Here is a 19,849-nt window from a genome sequence, read left to right on the forward strand (position 1 = left end):
TTTACAAAGAAAGAGAAGGTACCTCATTACGAGGTACCTCTTCTTATTTTAAAATATTAGCGATATATGTTTGAAGTTCTTCTACTTTCACTTCTTCAGACTCGCCTGTAGCACGTACTTTGACTTCTACAATACCTTCATCTGCTTTTTTACCAACTGTCACGCGAACCGGAAGGCCGAATAAATCTGCATCTGCAAATTTAACACCTGCACGTTCTGCACGATCATCTAGTAATACTTCATATCCTTGCTCTTGTAATGAGTTGTAGATGTTTTCACCCATTTCACGTTGTGCATCAGATTTCATATTTACTGGAATTACATGCACATGGAACGGTGCTACAGCTTTTGGCCAAACTAAACCATTCTCATCATTAAACTGCTCTGCGATTGCTGCCACTGTACGGGATACACCGATACCGTAACAACCCATAATAAGTGGTTGTGTTTTTCCGTTTTCATCTAGGAATGTTGCGTTCATTGCTTCACTATAACGAGTTCCTAATTTGAATACATGACCAACTTCAATTCCGCGTGCGAAAAGAATTGTTCCGTTTCCATCTGGAGACTGGTCTCCTTCTTGAATGAAGCGTAAATCTGTATATTGACTTACTTTAAAGTCACGCTCTGGATTTACATTTACATAATGGAATCCTTCTTCGTTCGCTCCTGAGCATCCGTTAACAATTGATGATACAGCATGGTCAGCGATAATTTCGATGTCACTTGTTACACCGATCGGTCCTAATGAACCAACTTCACAATTTAATAGTTCTTTCACTTCTTCATGAGAAGCAAGCTCAACAACTGAAGCGCCGTATACATTTTTCACTTTTACATCGTTTACTTCATGATCACCACGAACAAGTACAACTACTAATTTCTCATCTACTTTAAATACCATAGACTTAATGCACTTATCAGCTTCAATGTTTAAGAATGCAGATACTTCTTCAATTGCTTTTTGATCTGGTGTTGCTACTTTTTCAAGTGCCTTTTCTGCTTCGTCACTCTTCGTATACGTAGCTACAACAGGAGCCATTTCGATGTTTGCTGCATAATCAGATGTATCAGAGTATGCAATTGTATCTTCACCAACTTCAGATAATACCATAAATTCGTGCGTATCTTTTCCACCCATTGCTCCAGAGTCAGCAATAACTGCACGGAAATTCAAGCCACAACGAGCAAAAATGTTAGAATATGCTTTGTACAAGCGATCGTACACTTCGTCTAAGCTCTCTTGTGTAGCATGGAAAGAGTATGCATCTTTCATTAGAAACTCTCTTCCACGTAATAAACCGAAACGAGGTCTTTGTTCATCACGGAATTTTGTTTGAATTTGGTATAATGTTAATGGTAATTTTTTATATGATTTCACTTCATCACGTACAAGATCTGTAATTACTTCTTCATGTGTCGCTCCTAATGCGAACTCACGAGCGTTACGATCTTTCATACGCATTAATTCAGATCCGTAAGAATACCAACGGCCTGATTCTTGCCATAATTCTGCAGCTTGCATCGCTGGCATTAATAATTCTACAGCACCTGCGCGCTCCATTTCTTCACGAACGATACGTTCTACTTTGTGTAGTACTTTTAAACCAAATGGTAGAAAACTATAAATACCCGAAGCATTTTGACGCATAAAACCTGCACGAAGTAATAACTGATGACTCTTAATCTCCGCATCAGCTGGAACTTCACGTAATGTAGGACTGAATACCATACTTTGTTTCATTTATTCGCACCTCTTCATTTTACTCTTATACGCAGTAAAACCCCTCACCTCGAGTTAGGTGAGGGATTTTATTCTACGATCTCTATTTCATTATAAGTTTCACTTTATTTTACAAGAAAAACTTACGAATGTCATTCCAAGTTACAACTAACATTAGTAACATTAATAATGCAAAACCAATAAAGTGAACCATGCCTTCTTTTTGGCGGTCAATTGGTTTCCCTCGTAACGCTTCAATTAAGAAGAAGAACAAACGTCCACCGTCTAAAGCAGGGACTGGTAGTAAATTAAATAAACCAAGGTTAATACTTAAAACTGCTGCTAAACTTAATACACGCGTAAATCCATAATCTACAACTTGATCTGTTAGATTATAAATTCCTACTGGACCTGACAACTCATTAATAGAGAATTGACCAGTTACTAATTTTACAAGAGACTCAAAAATTAATTTTGTCCATTGGTATGTTTGTTCAAAACCTGATTTAATAGAACCCATTACTGTTTTCTCTACTGGAGAGTAAACACCAATTCTACCAACTTCTTCTTTACCTTCTTTATCGAGCGTTGGTGTTACTTTCACATTAAACTGTTCACTATCACGCTTTACTTGTAACGTAATTTCTTTATTTGGGTTTTCACGTACAATGGTAACAACATCTTTCCATGTACTTGTGTTTTTCCCATCGATTGCTTGAATTGTATCATTTTCTTTTAATCCAGCTTGCTCGGCTGCACTATTCTCCATTACTTTTCCGACCATTGGCTTGTCAACAGGAACACCTTGTACAAATCCTAGAATCACAAAAATAACAAACGCTAAAATGAAGTTCATTGCAGGACCTGCAAAGATTGTCAAAGCACGTTGACCCAATTTCTTGGAGCCAAACTGCCTATTATACGGAGCTATTTGAATTTCTTCACCAGCAGTAATGATACGAGCCTTTTCATTCACTCCGAATGTTTGAAGCTCTTCCTCGTACTCTTCATAGCCCGAAATTGTTAAATTATGCTCTAAATCAGCTTGTTCGACTTCAATGACGCGAACATTTGGATACTTTTCATACCCATCAAAAACTAATTTTGCAACTTCGTCTTTTTCATTTAATACAAGGCCAACCTTTTTACCAGGCTTTAACTCAACTGTATCTGCATCCTCGCCAGCCATTCTTACATAGCCACCAAGGGGCAGTAATCGAATCGTATACACCGTTTCATTCTTTTCAAATGAGAATATTTTCGGACCAAAACCAATCGCAAACTCACGGCATAAAATACCTGCTCTTTTTGCGAAATATAGATGCCCTAGCTCATGGAAAAATACGAGTGCACCGAAAATTAATATAAAGGCAATCGCTGTATTCAATTCCATACCACCTTTGCTAAATTTGTTCCATCACAAACCGTCTTGTGGCTGCATCAATTTCCAGAATTTCCTCTAAGCTCGGACGTGCAATGACATTGTGATGGTTCATTGCTTTTTCAATGAGGTCTTCCACTGTTAAGAAACCAATTCTCTTTTGTAAAAAAGCTTCAACAGCTACTTCATTCGCTGCATTCATTACAGCTGGCATACTTCCACCTGCTTTTCCAGCTTCATACGCAAAACGTAGGCAACGGAAACGTTCTTGGTTCATTTTCTCAAAATGCAACGTCCCTATTTCCCATAAGTTTAACTGTTTTGTATCCGAAAGAGGCAATCGATCAGGATATGTAAGTGCGTATTGAATTGGTACTCGCATATCAGGTGAGCCAAGCTGTGCCATTACACTACGATCTTCAAATTCAACCATAGAATGGATAATACTTTCTTTATGTAAAACAACATCGATTTGCTCATAAGGGATACCAAAAAGCCAATGTGCTTCAATTACTTCTAGCCCCTTATTCATCATTGTAGCAGAATCAATTGTAATTTTCGAACCCATTGACCAGTTTGGATGTCGAAGCGCATCTTCTACGGTCACATGATGCAATTCATCTCTCGTTTTATCACGGAAACTTCCACCAGAAGCCGTAATAATTAGTCGAGAAATTCTTTTTTCATTTTCACCATTCAAACATTGAAAAATAGCTGAATGTTCACTATCTACCGGAAGTAACGAAACATTATGTTTTCGCGCTGCTTCCATTACAAGATGCCCTGCAGTTACTAACGTTTCTTTGTTTGCAATTCCAATTGTTTTTTTCGCCTCAATTGCACGAAGTGTTGGTAACAACCCTACGCTACCTACAACAGCATTTACTACAATCTCCGCATCTGGATGTAATGCCACTTCTAAAAGCCCTTCACTACCATATACAATTTTTGTATTACCAGAGACAGCTTGTAATTTTAAAACATCTTCCTCTCTTTGCACAGAGACGATTTGCGGAGAAAATTCTTGAATTACCTTTACTGCGTAGTCAATATTTTTCCCTACAGAAAAAGCAACGAGACGGAATTGGTCTGGGTGCGAGCGTAATACATCTAAAGTTTGTGTACCAATTGATCCGCTTGCACCTAATAAACTAATGTTTTTCATGACTCCAACCCCTCGTTCATTTATTAATTATATTGTAATAAGAAGTAGAGAATTGGTAAAACAAATAACCAACTATCTGTTCGATCTAATATACCACCATGTCCAGGTAAAATTGTACCTGAATCCTTTACGCCATAATGACGTTTAAATGCAGACTGTACTAAATCACCAATTTGTCCAAAAATAGAAATGATAATTGTCAACACAATTAAAATCCCTACATTAGCCTCAACTGGGAAGAACATATTGTAAACAAGTGCCACAACAATTCCACAAATGATGCCACCTAATGAACCTTCAATCGTTTTATTTGGACTAATTTCTGGCCACAATTTTCTCTTTCCTACTGCCTTTCCTACGAAATATGCACCTGAATCAGTAGCCCATATAACAAATAATGCACAAAACACATATTTAATTCCTAATATTCTCGTTTCATTCAAATATAGGAATCCCATTCCAACATATGTTGTTGCCATTAGTAAAAATGAAACATGGTCAAAAGTAAATGTATTCTTAGAAAGGACTGTATATGATAAAAGTAATAAAACAATCACAAATGTGATTTCTAATTTACCTAATCCAATCTGTGTAAACAGTTCTGATGCACTACTTGGAATTAAAATAATCCATAATAATACTGCAGCTAAAACTGTTGGTACTGAAATAAGCGTAAGCTTATTCATACGAATTAATTCATATAAACCTATAGAAGCAAGTGCATACACTAAAACCGTAAAAGGCACGCCACCGTAAATTACGATGGGAATGAATAGCGCGGCAGCAACCACTCCAGTAATAATTCTCTGTTTCACTACCAAACCCTCTCTTTCTACACGCCTCCGAATCTGCGCCCTCTATGCTGAAAGTCTGTAATCGCATTTAGCAAATGTTCCTCGGTAAAATCTGGCCAATACACATCTGTAAACCAAAATTCCGAATATGCAATTTGCCATAACATGAAATTACTAATACGTAGCTCTCCGCTCGTACGGATTAACAACTCTGGGTCAGGTAAAGAACTCGTCATTAAATAGGAAGAAAGCATTTCTTCACTTACATCTTCAACACGAATTTTTCCTTCCTCACTATCTTTCACCATATGTTGCACAGCAGAAACGATTTCATCTCGACTTCCATAGTTTAACGCGAAATTAAGAATTAATCCCGTATTCTCTTTCGTATCTTCCATGGCCTTTTCCATCGCTCTGCGTGTATGCGTAGGAAGACGATCTTGTTGTCCTATCACTCGGACTTGTACGTTCTCTTCAATCAATTCTGGTAAAAATGTACCTAAAAATTCTTCTGGAAGCCTCATTAAATAGTCAACTTCCTTTTTCGGTCTTTTCCAGTTCTCAGTTGAAAAAGCATAAAGAGTTAATACTTTCACATTAAGTTTGCTTGCAAATTTTGTGATTTTCTTTACAACTTGCATGCCTTCATGATGTCCCGCAATACGAGGCATCGCTCTCCTCTTTGCCCATCTCCCATTACCATCCATAATGATGGCAATATGTTCCGGGATGTATCCTTTTTTCACTTCTTCAACGAGATGATCAAACGATGCGACCTTTTTACTTTTAAAAAAAGGAAAGTTTTTAAACATCATTCATACCCTCCAGCAAGCAGACATATGCCTAAAAGTGTAAAAAGACCCCCTTAAGAAGAGGGTCATATTTGCGAAGGTATCGCTATTACACTTCCATGATTTCTTTTTCTTTGTTTTTTGCGATTTCGTCAACTTTTGCAATATATTTATCTGTTTCTTTTTGGATATCTTCAGTATATCCTCTTAAATCATCTTCTGTAATCTCGCCAGCTTTTTCAAGCTTCTTAAGATCATCGTTACCGTCACGACGTACGTTACGAACTGCAACTTTTGCTTCTTCAGCATATTTTTTCACAACTTTTACAAGATCACGACGACGCTCTTCTGTTAATGCAGGGAATGCAATACGAATTACAGTTCCGTCATTAGAAGGGTTTAAGCCTAAATCTGCTTTTAAAATTGCTTTTTCGATATCACCGATAGAAGTTTTATCATAAGGTTGAATTACAAGTAAACGTGCTTCTGGAACTGTAATGTTCGCTAATTGCACAACTGGTGTTGGTGCACCATAGTAATCAACTTGTACTTTATCTAATACAGACGCGTTTGCACGGCCAGCACGAACTGTTGCTAATTCACGAGAATACGCAGCAACTGCTTTTTCCATTTTTTCATTTGAAGACTTCAATACTTGTTGTCCCATATTTATTTCCCCCTTACAACTGTTCCAATATTTTCGCCTAAAACGGCACGTTTAATATTACCTTTTTCCATAACTGAGAATACAATTAATGGAATATCATTATCCATACATAGAGAAGAAGCTGTAGAATCCATTACACCTAAACCTTCTTTTAATACATCTAAGTAAGTAAGCGTTTCGTATTTCGTAGCTGTTGGGTCAATAGATGGATCCGCATTATACACGCCATCTACATTGTTTTTCGCCATTAAAATTACGTCTGCTTCAATCTCTGCCGCACGTAATGCTGCTGTTGTATCTGTAGAGAAGTATGGATTACCTGTACCTGCTGCAAAAATCACAACACGTTTCTTCTCTAAGTGACGAACTGCTTTACGACGAATGTAAGGCTCTGCCACTTGACGCATCTCAATTGAAGTTTGTACACGAGTTTGAATTCCAATATTCTCCAAGCTATCTTGAAGAGCTAATGAATTCATAACTGTTGCTAACATGCCCATGTAATCTGCTCCTGCACGATCCATGCCCATTTCACTTCCAATTTTTCCACGCCAAATGTTACCGCCACCAACAACAACAGCAACCTCTACATCAAGTTCTGCAATTTCTTTTACTTGCTCCGCAACTGATTTAATAACAGATGGGTTAATTCCAAATCCTTGCTCGCCAGCTAAAGCTTCTCCACTCAGCTTTAAAACGACACGATTATATTTCGGTTTACTCATAATGAACCTCCAATTGCTTACATCTTTATTTTAAAAAAGGGAACACAATGTGTTCCCTAATCTGTATTAGTTACTACCTTTTACTTGGTTCATTACTTCTTCAGCAAAGTTGTCTTCGCGTTTTTCGATACCTTCACCAACTGCGTAGCGAACGAATCCTTTTAATGTTCCGCCTTTAGACTCAACGAACTGACGAACTTTCATATCAGGGTTTTTAACGAATGCTTGGTCAAGTAAGCAAATTTCTTCGAAGAATTTGCCAAGACGGCCTTCAACCATTTTTGCAACGATTTTTTCAGGCTTGCCTTCGTTTAATGCTTGTTGTGTTAATACTTGACGCTCATGCTCAACTTCTTCAGCTGTTACAGCATCGCGGTCGATGTATTTAGGGTTAACTGCTGCAATGTGCATAGCTACATCTTTAGCAGCTGCTTCATCAGTAGAACCTTCAAGAACTGTTAGAACACCAATGCGTCCACCCATGTGTAGGTAAGCACCGAATGCATCTGCATCAGTTTTTGTTACGATTTCAAAACGACGAAGTGTAAGTTTTTCACCAATTTTAGCAATTGCTTCGTTGATGTGCTCTTCTACTTGTTTGCCGTTTTCCATTGTTTGAGCCATAGCTTCTTCAACGTTAGTTGGTTTGTTAGTTAATAAGTGAGCAGCTAATTCTTTAATTAATGTTTGGAAACCTTCGTTTTTCGCAACGAAATCAGTTTCAGAGTTTAATTCTAAGATTAAACCATCGTTACCGTTTGTTTCGATGAAAGTTAAACCTTCAGCAGCAATGCGGTCTGCTTTTTTAGCAGCTTTTGCAATACCTTTTTCACGTAAGAAGTCAATTGCCTTCTCCATGTCGCCATTAGTTTCTGTTAAAGCTTTTTTGCAGTCCATCATACCTGCGCCAGTTTTTTCACGTAATTCTTTTACCATTTGTGCAGTGATTGCCATACTATTCATCCTCCTAAAATATGTATTTATACCTTTTATAAAGGTGTTTATACCTTAAAAAAGGTGATAAAAGGCCGAACCCCTTATCACCTTTCCAACTTTGTTACGCAGTAACAGTTTCTTCACCTTGTTTTGCTTCAAGGATCGCGTCTGCCATTTTAGATGTAAGAAGTTTTACAGCACGAATTGCATCATCGTTTGCTGGGATAACGTGATCGATTTCGTCTGGATCACAGTTTGTATCAACGATACCGATGATTGGAATGTGTAATTTGCGTGCTTCAGCAACTGCAATACGCTCTTTACGAGGGTCTACTACGAATAATGCACTTGGAAGACCTTTCATATCTTTAATACCGCCTAAGAATTTCTCAAGACGCTCTAACTCTTTTTTAAGTTGAACAACTTCTTTCTTAGGAAGTACTTCGAAAGTACCATCTTCTTGCATTCTTTCGATGTCTTTAAGACGCTTGATACGCTTTTGGATTGTTTGGAAGTTTGTTAAAGTTCCACCTAACCAACGTTGGTTAACGAAGTACATACCAGCACGAGTTGCTTCTTCTTTAATAGCTTCTTGTGCTTGTTTTTTAGTACCTACGAATAAGATGTCTCCACCTTCAGCAGCGATGTCGCGCATCGTTCTGTAAGCTTCCTCAACTTTTTTCACAGTTTTTTGTAAGTCGATGATGTAGATACCGTTACGCTCTGTGAAAATGTAACGCTTCATTTTTGGGTTCCAACGACGAGTTTGATGTCCGAAATGAACACCAGCTTCAAGCAATTGCTTCATAGAAATTACTGACATAATATAGTTCCTCCTAAATGGTTTTTGATATCCTCCGTTTACTTCATCTCTAAGCGAAACTACAAACGTAGCACCAACACTTAAATCAGTAAACGTGTGTACTTTGTACTGACACCACTGCTTACTATATCATACTGAAATATTACAATCAAGTCGAAAATGCGAACAATGTAAAACTTTCTTTGTTCATACTCGAATTCTAGTATTACCAACCCGCATTTCTTTTAAGCAAAAAAACGCAATGCAATTCATAGTTCTTCCGAAAAAGACGATTAGGACGCTTTTTGCAAACAACATTAATCTTTTATACACAAAAAACTCCCCTCAAAAAATGAGGAGAGTTTTATAAATTAGTTTGTTTTTAATTTAGCAAGTTCATGTAAGAATTTGTCGTTTAATACTTTAATGTATGTTCCTTTCATACCTAAAGAACGCGACTCAATTACACCAGCACTCTCTAATTTACGAAGTGCATTTACGATTACAGAACGAGTGATTCCTACGCGGTCAGCGATTTTACTTGCAACAAGTAAACCTTCTGTTCCATTTAATTCTTCGAAGATGTGCTCGATTGCTTCTAACTCACTGTAAGATAATGAGCTGATCGCCATTTGAACAACAGCTTTACTACGTGCTTCTTCTTCGATTTCTTCTGCTTTTTCACGTAAAATTTCCATACCTACAACAGTTGAGCTGTACTCAGCAAGAATTAAATCATCATCTAAGAACTCTTGACCAAGACGAGCTAACACTAATGTACCTAGACGCTCACCACCACCAACGATTGGTACGATTGTAGTTAAACCTTGACCAAATAATTCTTTATTTTCTACTGGGAATGCTGTGTAAGCACTGTTTACATCTAAGTTTGAAGATGTTTCTGTAATGTTGAATAGGCTTTGTGTGTACTCTTCTGGGAATTGACGCTCTGCAAGCATTTGCTTCATACGCTCATTCTCAATTTGTTGGTGAATTGCATAACCTAGTAATTTACCACGACGGCTTACTACGAATACGTTCGCTTCAATTACTTCACACATTGTGTCAGACATTTCTCTAAAGTTTACAGGCTTTCCTGCTGCGCTCTGTAATAACGCATTTAATTTTCTTGTTTTTGCTAATAATTCCATTTCAAAAGTTCCTCCTACATGTTACTCACATATTTTTTCATCACTTGGAAACTAGGGCGAGTCACCTGATGACACTATTACAAAATAAACTGGCTCACATCTTTATTTTTAGCAATCGTTGCTAATTTCTCCTCAACGTATTGAGGTGTTATCGTTATTTTCTCTAACGTAATTTCAGATGCTTCAAACGATAAATCTTCAAGGAGCTTCTCCATAATCGTATGAAGTCTTCTTGCTCCAATATTATCTGTATCCTGATTAACTTGATAAGCAATCTCAGCAATCTTACGAATAGCATCGTCTGAAAATTCAATTTCTATACCTTCAGTCGCTAATAAAGCCATATATTGTTTAATTAACGCGTTGTCAGGCTCGATTAATATTTTAACAAAATCATCTGTCGATAATTTTGTTAATTCTACTCGAATCGGAAATCTCCCTTGCAGTTCCGGAATTAAATCCGACGGTTTAGACATATGAAACGCTCCAGCTGCAACGAATAAAATATAATCCGTTTTTACTGATCCGTATTTTGTCGCAACATTCGACCCTTCTACAATCGGCAGAATGTCACGTTGCACACCTTCACGTGATACATCTACGCTATTCGACTGCTTACCAGCAATTTTGTCAATTTCATCGATAAAAATAATCCCGAGCTGTTCAGCACGATAAACAGCCTCTTGTGTAACTTCATCCATATCAATTAAGCGCTGTGCTTCCTCATTTGTCAAGAGTTTTCTTGCTTCTTTTACAGAAAGTTTACGTTTTTTTGTTTTTTTCGGCATAAAACTTCCTAGCGCATCCTGGAAATTCATTCCCATTTGTTCCATGCCCGTTCCTTGTAACATATCGAACATGGAAGACTGTTGTTCAGTCACTTCAATCGATACAATTTCATCTTCAAGAAGTCCTGCAGCAAGCTTTCTTTCCACATCTTGACGTTTCTTTTCGATTTCAACATCTTCCTGTGCATCAGTTGTTTGATTCGAATTTTGAGCACCGCCAAATAGCATTTCTAATGGGTTTTTAAATCCAGATTGTTTCTCTGGACTAGGCACTAAAATTTCAACAAGACGTTGGTTCGCTTGTTCTTCTGCTTTGTCTTGTACTTTAACTACCATTTCTTCTTTCACGATGCGAACTGACGTTTCCACAAGGTCACGTACCATCGATTCTACATCTCTACCTACATATCCAACTTCTGTAAATTTCGTAGCTTCAACCTTAATAAAAGGTGCTCCAACGAGTTTCGCCATTCGTCGTGCTACCTCTGTTTTACCAACACCTGTCGGTCCAATCATTAAAATATTTTTAGGTGCAATTTCATCACGTAGATTTTCAGCTAATTTACTTCGGCGGTATCGATTTCTTAAGGCTACAGCAACCGCTTTCTTCGCATCTTTTTGACCGATAATGTATTGATCTAATTTTTCCACAATTTGACGCGGAGTAAAATGTAAATGCATATAAAATGCCTCCCTTACGATTCTACAATTCTTCCACAATTATATTGTGGTTTGTATAAACACAAATATCGCCAGCAATGTCTAAACTCGCTTTTGCAATTTGCTTCGCTGTTAAATGTTCACTTGCATATTGCTTTAAAGCACGACCTGCAGAAAGCGCATAATTCCCGCCAGATCCAATTGCTAAAATACCATCATCCGGTTCAATTACTTCTCCTGTACCTGAAACAAGGAGCATAGTTGTTTTATCCATGACAATGAGCATCGCTTCTAGCTGACGTAACATTTTGTCGCCACGCCATTGTTTTGCCATCTCAACTGCAGCACGCTGCAAGTTGCCATTGTACTCTTCTAACTTCCCTTCAAACATTTCAAAAAGAGTAAATGCGTCAGCAACCGAACCTGCAAAACCAGCTAAAACTTTCCCTTGGAAAAGTTTACGAACTTTACGAGCTGTATGTTTCATTACAACAGCATTCCCCATTGTCACCTGGCCATCTCCAGCCATTGCACATTCTCCATTATGATGAACTGCAAATATCGTTGTAGCGTGGAAATTTCCCATAGAAAAAACTCCTTTATATGTTTTTATAGCTTTAAAAGCAATTTATGCCCGTGGGTGATGCTTCATGTAGACCGAACGCAATCTTTCTTTAGAGACATGCGTATAAATTTGTGTCGTCGACAAATTCTCATGACCGAGTAGCTCCTGTACAGTACGTAAATCTGCCCCTTCATCTAACATATGTGTAGCAAATGTATGCCTTAACATATGGGGACTTATCCGCATTGTCAGCGAAGCTTTCTTAATGAGTTCATTCAATACATAGCGTACCCCTCGACTTGTTAGCGGCGTGCCTTTCGCATTTAAAAATACCATATGAGAGTGTTCTTCAGTTTTTTGAGCTAACTGTTTTCTCCCGTTCTCTATATAAGTAATTAAAGCATCTTGCGCATAGCTTCCGAACGGAATATACCTTTGTTTTTTTCCTTTTCCCATTACTAAAATTGTTCCCACTGCGAAGTCAATATCAGTAAGTTGTAAATTGATACATTCACTCACACGGATCCCAGTCGCATACATCAACTCTAATAAAGCTTGATTCCTTTGACCTAGCGGCGTTTCCGTGTCAGAAACTTCGAATAATTCCTCTAATTCTTCAGCATATAAAAACTTTGGGATTGACAATTCTTTTTTGGGGAGTGACGCAAGTGCAAACGGATTATCTTTCCGATAACCTTCACGCATCAAAAATCGATATAAACTTCGTAAACTTGATACTTTTCTTGCGACAGATTTACGGGCTAACTTTTCATCATGCAACGTCGTTAAGTACAAACGAACATCCGCGTATGTAACATCTAAAAAAGAGGATATGCCTTCTCGCTCCATAAATTGCACAAAATGTTCTAAATCATTTTGATAACTTGCAATTGTATATTTTGAATAATTTCTTTCAATTTGTAAATATCCAACGAATAATTGTAACAATTTCTTCACATTCACACAATTCACCTCAATAAAGGCTACTAAATCGTATCACAACTTAGTAGCCTTTGCAAGAAATTTAACTAAATATTTACAAAATTTTGAATTGTTTCTAAAGCGCGTGTTGCATAGGCTTCATTTCGTTCTGCTTTTTTCTTGATTTTCTTCTCTAACGGTGCAAACAGACCGAAGTTTGCATTCATTGGTTGGAAGTTTTTCGCGTTTGTCGCCGTAATATAATTCGCCATACTTCCCATTGCAGTTACAGATGGTAATACAACTGGCTCTTCACCTTTTACAAGTCGAGCTGCGTTAATACCTGCTAGTAATCCTGATGCTGCCGATTCAACATATCCCTCTACTCCAGTCATTTGGCCAGCGAAGAATAAATCATCACGTTGTTTATATTGATATGTTGGACGAAGCAAGTTTGGTGAGTTAATAAACGTATTACGATGCATTACACCATAACGCACAATCTCTGCGTTTTCCAGTCCTGGAATCAACTGTAACACTTCTTTTTGTGGTCCCCACTTTAAATGTGTTTGGAAACCTACGATATTGTATAACGTTCCTGCTGCATCATCTTGACGTAATTGAACAACAGCGTATGGCGTTTTCCCTGTTTTCGGATCTTCTAATCCAACAGGTTTCATCGGTCCAAATACTAGCGTCTGTCTTCCTCTACTCGCCATAACTTCTACCGGCATACAACCTTCAAAGAAAATTTCTTTTTCAAATTCTTTTAAAGGTACTGTTTCAGCAGCAATTAAAGCTTCGTAAAAACGGTCAAATTCTTCTTCCGTCATCGGGCAGTTTAAATACGCAGCTTCACCTTTATCATAACGAGATTTTAAATACACTTTATTCATATCAATGCTGTCTTTCTCAACTATCGGTGCTGCAGCATCATAGAAATAAAAATAATCTTCACCTGTTAATTCTTTTAATTGTGCAGCAAGATCAGGAGACGTAAGTGGACCTGTCGCGATAATAGTAGGTCCTTCTGGAATTTCAGTAATTTCTTCATTCATCACAGTTACGTTCGGATGGTTTTTCACATACTCCGTTACTTTTGCCGCAAATTCATGACGATCTACAGCTAAAGCCCCTCCTGCTGGTACAGAGCACTCATCAGCCGCACGAATAATAACAGAATCCATTAGGCGCATTTCTTCTTTAATAACACCAACAGCATTTGTTAATGTGTTTGCACGAAGCGAGTTACTACATACTAACTCTGCAAATTTATCTGTGTGATGAGCTGGTGTTTGCCTTACTGGTCTCATTTCATATAATTTTACTTGGACACCACGTTTTGCAATTTGGTAAGCTGCTTCACTTCCTGCAAGACCTGCGCCAATGACGTTTACTACTTGTGTTGTCATATATATATCACCTTTCCTTTTCTTCCCGAAAAAAATGTGAGCAGTTACGCTCACATTTGTTGTTCTTCTTCATAATCACACGAAATACATTGTACTTGCACGCCTTTTTTCAACTTCTTCTCTACAAGCATACCTTCGCACTTCGGACATTTACGGCCAATCGGCTTATCCCAAGATACAAAGTCACACTCTGGATACGTACCGCACCCATAGAAAAGACGTTTCTTTTTATTACTACGACGTTCAATAATTTGACCTTTATCACATTTCGGACAAGTAACACCGATTTCTTTCACAATCGGTTTTGTATTACGACAATCTGGGAAATTCGAGCAAGCCATAAATTTCCCGTATTTACCCATTTTAAAGACCATTGGGTGATCACATAATTCACAGTCTTCCCCAGCTGGTTCATCTTTAATTTCCACTTCACGCATTTCTTTTTCCGCTTTTTCTAAACGCGGCTCAAATCCTACGTAGAAATCATCAACAATTTTTACCCAATTCGCATTTCCTTCTTCAACTTCATCAAGACTTTGCTCCATGTTAGCAGTAAATTCAATGTTAATAATTTCTGGGAAAAACTCTAAAATAAGTTCAATTACTATTTCACCAAGTTCAGTTGGAACGAAGCGTTTATTATCCAAACCTACATATCCACGTTTTTGAATCGTTTCAAGTGTCGGTACGTAAGTCGACGGTCTTCCAATTCCAAGCTCTTCAAGTGTTCTTACTAGTCGAGCCTCTGTATAGCGCGGCGGAGGTTGTGTAAAGTGTTGCTTCGGTTCTAAATCCTTCGAAAATACCGTTTCCCCTACTTCTAAAGGCGGCAACATCTTATCCTTTTCTTCAGCCCCGTCATCTTTCGACTCTACATACACTTTCATAAATCCTGGGAACTTTACAACCGATCCACTTGCACGGAACTGAACATTGTTATTAATGAGTTTCGCTGTCACAGTATCCATTATAGCAGACGCCATTTGACTTGCAACAAATCGCTCCCAAATCAATTTATACAATCGAAGTTGATCACGACTTAAGAAACTCTTTAGTTCCTCTGGCTTTCTCATTACCGAAGTAGGACGAATTGCCTCATGCGCATCTTGCGCGTTCGACTTTTTCGTTTCTTTCTTCTTTTCTGTTCCTATGTATTCCGCACCAAACGCATCAGTAATGTAAGTACGCGCCTCTGTTTGAGCTGTTTCTGAGATACGTGTTGAGTCAGTTCTCATATACGTAATAAGACCTACAGTCCCTTGTTTTCCAAGATCGATCCCTTCATACAATTGCTGCGCAAGCATCATTGTTTTCTTTGCTCGCATGTTTAACTTACGCGCTGCCTCTTGTTGTAAGGAAGATGTTGTAAACGGTAACGCAGGATTACGTTTTCGCTCTTTTCGCGCTACATTTTCAACTGAAAACGCATTATCTTTCATCTGTTCAATTATTTCATTCACTTGCGTTTCATTCGTTAATTGAACTTTTTCACCATCTACACCGTAAAAGCTTGCTTCAAATGTGTCTTTCCCTTTCACAAATTCTGTCTTAATTGTCCAGAATTCTTCAGGCTCAAAGCTTTGAATTTCTCTTTCACGTTCGATAATTAAACGAACTGCTACAGATTGTACGCGTCCTGCACTTAATCCTTTTTTTACTTTCTTCCATAATAAAGGACTAATATTGTAACCAACAAGACGATCTAGTATACGCCTTGCTTGTTGTGCATCTACTAAATCCATATTAATCGCACGAGGATGTTTAAATGACTCTTTGATTGCATCTTTTGTAATCTCATTAAACACAACTCGGCAATCTGATTCAACGTCCACATTTAACGTATTGGCTAAATGCCAAGCAATTGCTTCCCCTTCACGGTCTGGATCGGCCGCGAGATAGACTTTCTTTGCTTTTTTTGCCGCTGATTTTAAATCTTTTAAGACGGGACCTTTACCACGAATGGTAATATACTTCGGAGTGAAGTTGTTCTTTACTTCTATCCCCATTTGGCTTTTAGGTAAATCGCGAACGTGTCCCATAGACGCGACAACTTTGTATTTTTTCCCTAAATATTTCTCAATGGTCTTCGCCTTAGAAGGCGACTCCACGATTACGAGGTAATCTGACATGCTAGTGCCTCCTTAAGAGGTGGATTCAAGTCTTCATTAATCTTATTGATTTCTCTTGTTTTTGTCAATCAAGAATGAATATACCATACAGTGCCTATCTACCATTTGTCAATAATTGTTTAATAAAAACATAAAAATATACGGTTAATTTAAGATTTCTTCCAGGATATCTTCTGCATTTCTCACTAGTTTCGCTCCTTGTTGAATTAGATGATTCGTTCCTGATGCACTATCTATAAATATAGGTCCAGGAAGTGCAAATACCTCTCTATTTTGCTCTAAAGCAAGGTCCGCAGTAATAAGTGTTCCACTTCTCGATTTCGCTTCTACAACTAAAACCCCCTTACTTATACCACTAATGATTCGATTTCTTTTTGGAAAATACCATTTTTTCGGTGCATAGTGCGGGGGATACTCTGTTAATAACAATATATATTCATTCCAAGTTTCATATAAATGTCGATTCTCTTTTGGGTATATATACGATAACCCATGTCCTAGTATCGCAATAGTGGGGCAATACTGTCTTACTGTAATTTCATGAGACATCGTATCTATCCCTCTTGCAAACCCACTGACAATAAGCCATTCTCTTTCTAATAATGGTTGTAAAATAAATTTCAAACTCTCATGTCCATATAAAGTCGGTTCTCTCGTTCCAATAACCGCTAATTTATTCACTTTATTGAGAAAATCCTTCTCTCCTTTTCCATATAGCACAAAGGGGGGATCTTGTATTTGACGTAATAATTGTGGATAATCTTCATCCCATATAGTCATATAAAAGATTCGATTTTTCTCTAAATAAGATATATATTGCAGGAGGTTTGAGCTTTGAAGAAAGTTTACTAATTCTGAAGATTTTTTCGAGGATATTCCAGTGTAGTATTCTATTTGTTTTGCATTAAAAGTGTATATTCCCTTCAATTCGGGATCGACATATAATAGTCTTTCTATCGCCTTCCAATAATCTGCTAACAAGTAATGAAGATGTAATAATCGTTCTCTTTTCATCTTAATTCTCCTTACCCATAATTTTTATTATGTAAACAAGAATTGTGTAAAAAGACACCTTCAATCAAGAAGGTGTCTTTCAACAGATTAGTAGTTTTTACAAGTCTCAAATAGACCTTTTTCTTTTAAGACAGAGATTAGTGTTTCGCCCATAACCGCTGGAGTTTCCGCTACTTTAATACCACAAGCTTCCATCGTTTTAATCTTTTCAGCAGCAGTTCCTTTACCACCAGAAATGATTGCACCAGCATGGCCCATACGTTTGCCAGCAGGCGCTGTTTGGCCACCAATGAAGCCTACAACAGGTTTTGTCATATTAGCTTTCACCCATTCAGCTGCCTCTTCTTCCGCTGTACCACCGATTTCACCAATCATAATTACAGCATGTGTTTCTTCATCTTCATTAAATGCTTTTAACGCATCAATAAAGTCTGTACCATTAACAGGGTCCCCGCCGATACCTACAGCTGTAGATTGACCAATACCTTCTTGTGTTAACTGATGTACAGCCTCATACGTTAATGTACCAGAGCGAGATACGATACCTACATGGCCTTTTTTATGAATGTATCCTGGCATAATACCAATTTTACATTCATCAGGCGTAATAACACCTGGGCAGTTTGGTCCAAGTAAACGTGTATGTTTACCAGCCATATATCTCTTTACATTTACCATATCTAATACAGGAATTCCTTCAGTAATACATACTACTAAATCGATTTCTGCATCAACTGCTTCCATAATTGCATCAGCCGCAAAAGCGGGTGGAACGTATACAACTGAAGCGTTTGCGCCTGTTGCTTTCACTGCATCTTCTACAGTATCAAATACTGGTACACCTTCAATATCAGTGCCACCTTTACCTGGCGTTACACCACCGACAATTTTCGTACCGTATTCAATCATTTGTTTTGTATGGAATAACCCTTGAGAACCTGTAATACCTTGAACAATAACTTTTGTATCTTTATTAACTAATACGCTCATTTTTCTCCCCCGCTTTCTATTAGCCCACTAGTGAAACAATTTTTTGTGCACCGTCTGCCATAGATTCTGCTGCAACAATATTTAAGCCAGACTCATTTAAAATTTTCTTACCTAACTCTACGTTTGTACCTTCAAGACGTACAACTAAAGGTAACTCAAGACCTACTTGTTTCGTTGCTTCAATAACACCTTCTGCAATAACATCACACTTCATAATGCCACCAAAAATGTTAACGAAGATACCTTTTACGTTTTTGTCAGAAAGGATAATTTTGAATGCTTCTGTAACTTTTTCAGCTGTTGCACCGCCACCAACATCTAAGAAGTTAGCTGGATCTCCATGGTAATGTTTAATGATATCCATTGTAGCCATCGCTAAACCTGCACCATTAACCATACAACCGATATTTCCATCTAAAGGAATGTAGTTTAAGTCATATTTAGAAGCTTCGATTTCTTTTGAATCTTCCTCATCAAGATCACGAAGTTCTAAAATGTCTTTATGGCGATATAAAGCATTAGAATCAAAGTTTAATTTCGCATCTAATGCCATAACTTTACCGTCACCTGTTGTAACAAGTGGATTAATCTCCGCGATAGAACAATCTTTTTCAATAAATGCACGGTATAAGCCCATCATAAACTTCACAGCTTGTCCTACAAGCTCTTTTGGAATATTGATGTTAAATGCAATTCGGCGTGCTTGGAAGCCTTGTAAGCCTACTGCCGGATCAATATATTCTTTAAAGATTTTTTCTGGTGTTTGCTCTGCTACTTCTTCAATTTCTGTTCCGCCTTCTTCAGACGCCATTAAAACAACTTGAGAAGTTGCACGGTCTAAAACAAGACCAACATAATATTCTTTTTTAATATCGCAACCTTCTTCGATAAGTAAGCGTTTTACTTCCTTACCTTCAGGACCTGTTTGATGTGTCACAAGTGTAGTTCCTAAAATGCTCTCTGCATATGTACGAACTTCATCTAAATTTTTTGCAACTTTTACTCCGCCAGCTTTGCCGCGTCCACCAGCGTGAATTTGTGCTTTCACTACACATACATCCGTTCCTAATTCTTTCGCTGCTTCTACAGCTTCTTCTACTGTAAATGCAACCTTCCCGTTCGGAACGCTAACCCCATAGCTTCTAAGGACTGCCTTACCTTGGTACTCATGGATATTCATGGTCCCATCCTCCCCTGTTTTCCTGTTTTACTCGAAAAGTTTTTTAATGTTTAAA

18 protein-coding genes are annotated in these 19,849 nt (G+C 37.8%); all 18 read right to left on the reverse strand.

The window, feature by feature from the left end:
* Positions 1 to 43 precede the first annotated feature (43 nt).
* Entirely contained in the window at positions 44 to 1,744 is a 1,701-nt protein-coding gene (locus tag FS742_RS19470; RefSeq protein WP_144614516.1) for a proline--tRNA ligase, read from the reverse strand.
* Between the two features lie 109 nt (positions 1,745 to 1,853).
* The gene (gene rseP / locus FS742_RS19475; RefSeq protein WP_144614518.1) at positions 1,854 to 3,110 is read right to left on the reverse strand and encodes an RIP metalloprotease RseP; all 1,257 of its coding nucleotides are present in this window, start codon (positions 3,108 to 3,110) and stop codon (positions 1,854 to 1,856) included.
* Positions 3,111 to 3,126: 16 nt separating this feature from the next.
* Positions 3,127 to 4,269, reverse strand: coding sequence for a 1-deoxy-D-xylulose-5-phosphate reductoisomerase (gene dxr, locus FS742_RS19480; protein WP_000790359.1), 1,143 nt, complete (start codon positions 4,267 to 4,269; stop codon positions 3,127 to 3,129).
* A gap of 23 nt (positions 4,270 to 4,292) precedes the next feature.
* Positions 4,293 to 5,084 (reverse strand): phosphatidate cytidylyltransferase, encoded by a 792-nt coding sequence (cdsA, locus tag FS742_RS19485; protein ID WP_144614520.1) that lies wholly within the window; start codon positions 5,082 to 5,084, stop codon positions 4,293 to 4,295.
* Between the two features lie 17 nt (positions 5,085 to 5,101).
* Positions 5,102 to 5,878, reverse strand: coding sequence for an isoprenyl transferase (gene uppS, locus FS742_RS19490; RefSeq protein WP_144614522.1), 777 nt, complete (start codon positions 5,876 to 5,878; stop codon positions 5,102 to 5,104).
* Between the two features lie 85 nt (positions 5,879 to 5,963).
* Positions 5,964 to 6,521, reverse strand: a complete 558-nt coding sequence (frr, locus tag FS742_RS19495) for a ribosome recycling factor (protein ID WP_000531501.1) — start codon at positions 6,519 to 6,521, stop codon at positions 5,964 to 5,966.
* Between the two features lie 2 nt (positions 6,522 to 6,523).
* On the reverse strand, positions 6,524 to 7,246 hold the full coding sequence (pyrH, locus tag FS742_RS19500) for a UMP kinase (protein ID WP_088230123.1): 723 nt from the start codon (positions 7,244 to 7,246) through the stop codon (positions 6,524 to 6,526).
* A gap of 66 nt (positions 7,247 to 7,312) precedes the next feature.
* Positions 7,313 to 8,200, reverse strand: coding sequence for a translation elongation factor Ts (gene tsf, locus FS742_RS19505; protein ID WP_144614524.1), 888 nt, complete (start codon positions 8,198 to 8,200; stop codon positions 7,313 to 7,315).
* A 103-nt stretch (positions 8,201 to 8,303) separates the two neighbouring features.
* On the reverse strand, positions 8,304 to 9,005 hold the full coding sequence (gene rpsB / locus FS742_RS19510) for a 30S ribosomal protein S2 (protein ID WP_000111485.1): 702 nt from the start codon (positions 9,003 to 9,005) through the stop codon (positions 8,304 to 8,306).
* Between the two features lie 350 nt (positions 9,006 to 9,355).
* Complete coding sequence (gene codY / locus FS742_RS19515) at positions 9,356 to 10,135, reverse strand: GTP-sensing pleiotropic transcriptional regulator CodY (protein ID WP_000421288.1); 780 nt, start codon at positions 10,133 to 10,135, stop codon at positions 9,356 to 9,358.
* A gap of 77 nt (positions 10,136 to 10,212) precedes the next feature.
* On the reverse strand, positions 10,213 to 11,604 hold the full coding sequence (hslU, locus tag FS742_RS19520; RefSeq protein ID WP_144614526.1) for an ATP-dependent protease ATPase subunit HslU: 1,392 nt from the start codon (positions 11,602 to 11,604) through the stop codon (positions 10,213 to 10,215).
* 22 nt (positions 11,605 to 11,626) lie between these two features.
* On the reverse strand, positions 11,627 to 12,169 hold the full coding sequence (hslV, locus tag FS742_RS19525) for an ATP-dependent protease proteolytic subunit HslV (RefSeq protein WP_000526271.1): 543 nt from the start codon (positions 12,167 to 12,169) through the stop codon (positions 11,627 to 11,629).
* A 42-nt stretch (positions 12,170 to 12,211) separates the two neighbouring features.
* On the reverse strand, positions 12,212 to 13,111 hold the full coding sequence (gene xerC / locus FS742_RS19530; protein ID WP_144614527.1) for a tyrosine recombinase XerC: 900 nt from the start codon (positions 13,109 to 13,111) through the stop codon (positions 12,212 to 12,214).
* 65 nt (positions 13,112 to 13,176) lie between these two features.
* A complete protein-coding gene (gene trmFO / locus FS742_RS19535; protein WP_144614529.1) occupies positions 13,177 to 14,481 on the reverse strand; it encodes an FADH(2)-oxidizing methylenetetrahydrofolate--tRNA-(uracil(54)-C(5))-methyltransferase TrmFO in 1,305 nt (434 codons plus the stop codon).
* A 50-nt stretch (positions 14,482 to 14,531) separates the two neighbouring features.
* On the reverse strand, positions 14,532 to 16,610 hold the full coding sequence (gene topA, locus FS742_RS19540) for a type I DNA topoisomerase (protein WP_144614531.1): 2,079 nt from the start codon (positions 16,608 to 16,610) through the stop codon (positions 14,532 to 14,534).
* A gap of 144 nt (positions 16,611 to 16,754) precedes the next feature.
* Complete coding sequence (dprA, locus tag FS742_RS19545; protein ID WP_144614533.1) at positions 16,755 to 17,624, reverse strand: DNA-processing protein DprA; 870 nt, start codon at positions 17,622 to 17,624, stop codon at positions 16,755 to 16,757.
* Between the two features lie 87 nt (positions 17,625 to 17,711).
* Positions 17,712 to 18,614 carry a succinate--CoA ligase subunit alpha gene (gene sucD / locus FS742_RS19550; protein WP_000115178.1) on the reverse strand — a complete coding sequence of 301 codons (903 nt, stop codon included), beginning with the start codon at positions 18,612 to 18,614 and terminating at the stop codon, positions 17,712 to 17,714.
* 19 nt (positions 18,615 to 18,633) lie between these two features.
* Entirely contained in the window at positions 18,634 to 19,794 is a 1,161-nt protein-coding gene (sucC, locus tag FS742_RS19555) for an ADP-forming succinate--CoA ligase subunit beta (protein ID WP_144614534.1), read from the reverse strand.
* Positions 19,795 to 19,849 lie beyond the last annotated feature (55 nt).

The sequence above is a fragment of the Bacillus cereus genome (genome assembly GCF_007678085.1).
In the GTDB taxonomy this organism is placed as follows: domain Bacteria; phylum Bacillota; class Bacilli; order Bacillales; family Bacillaceae_G; genus Bacillus_A; species Bacillus_A cereus_BE.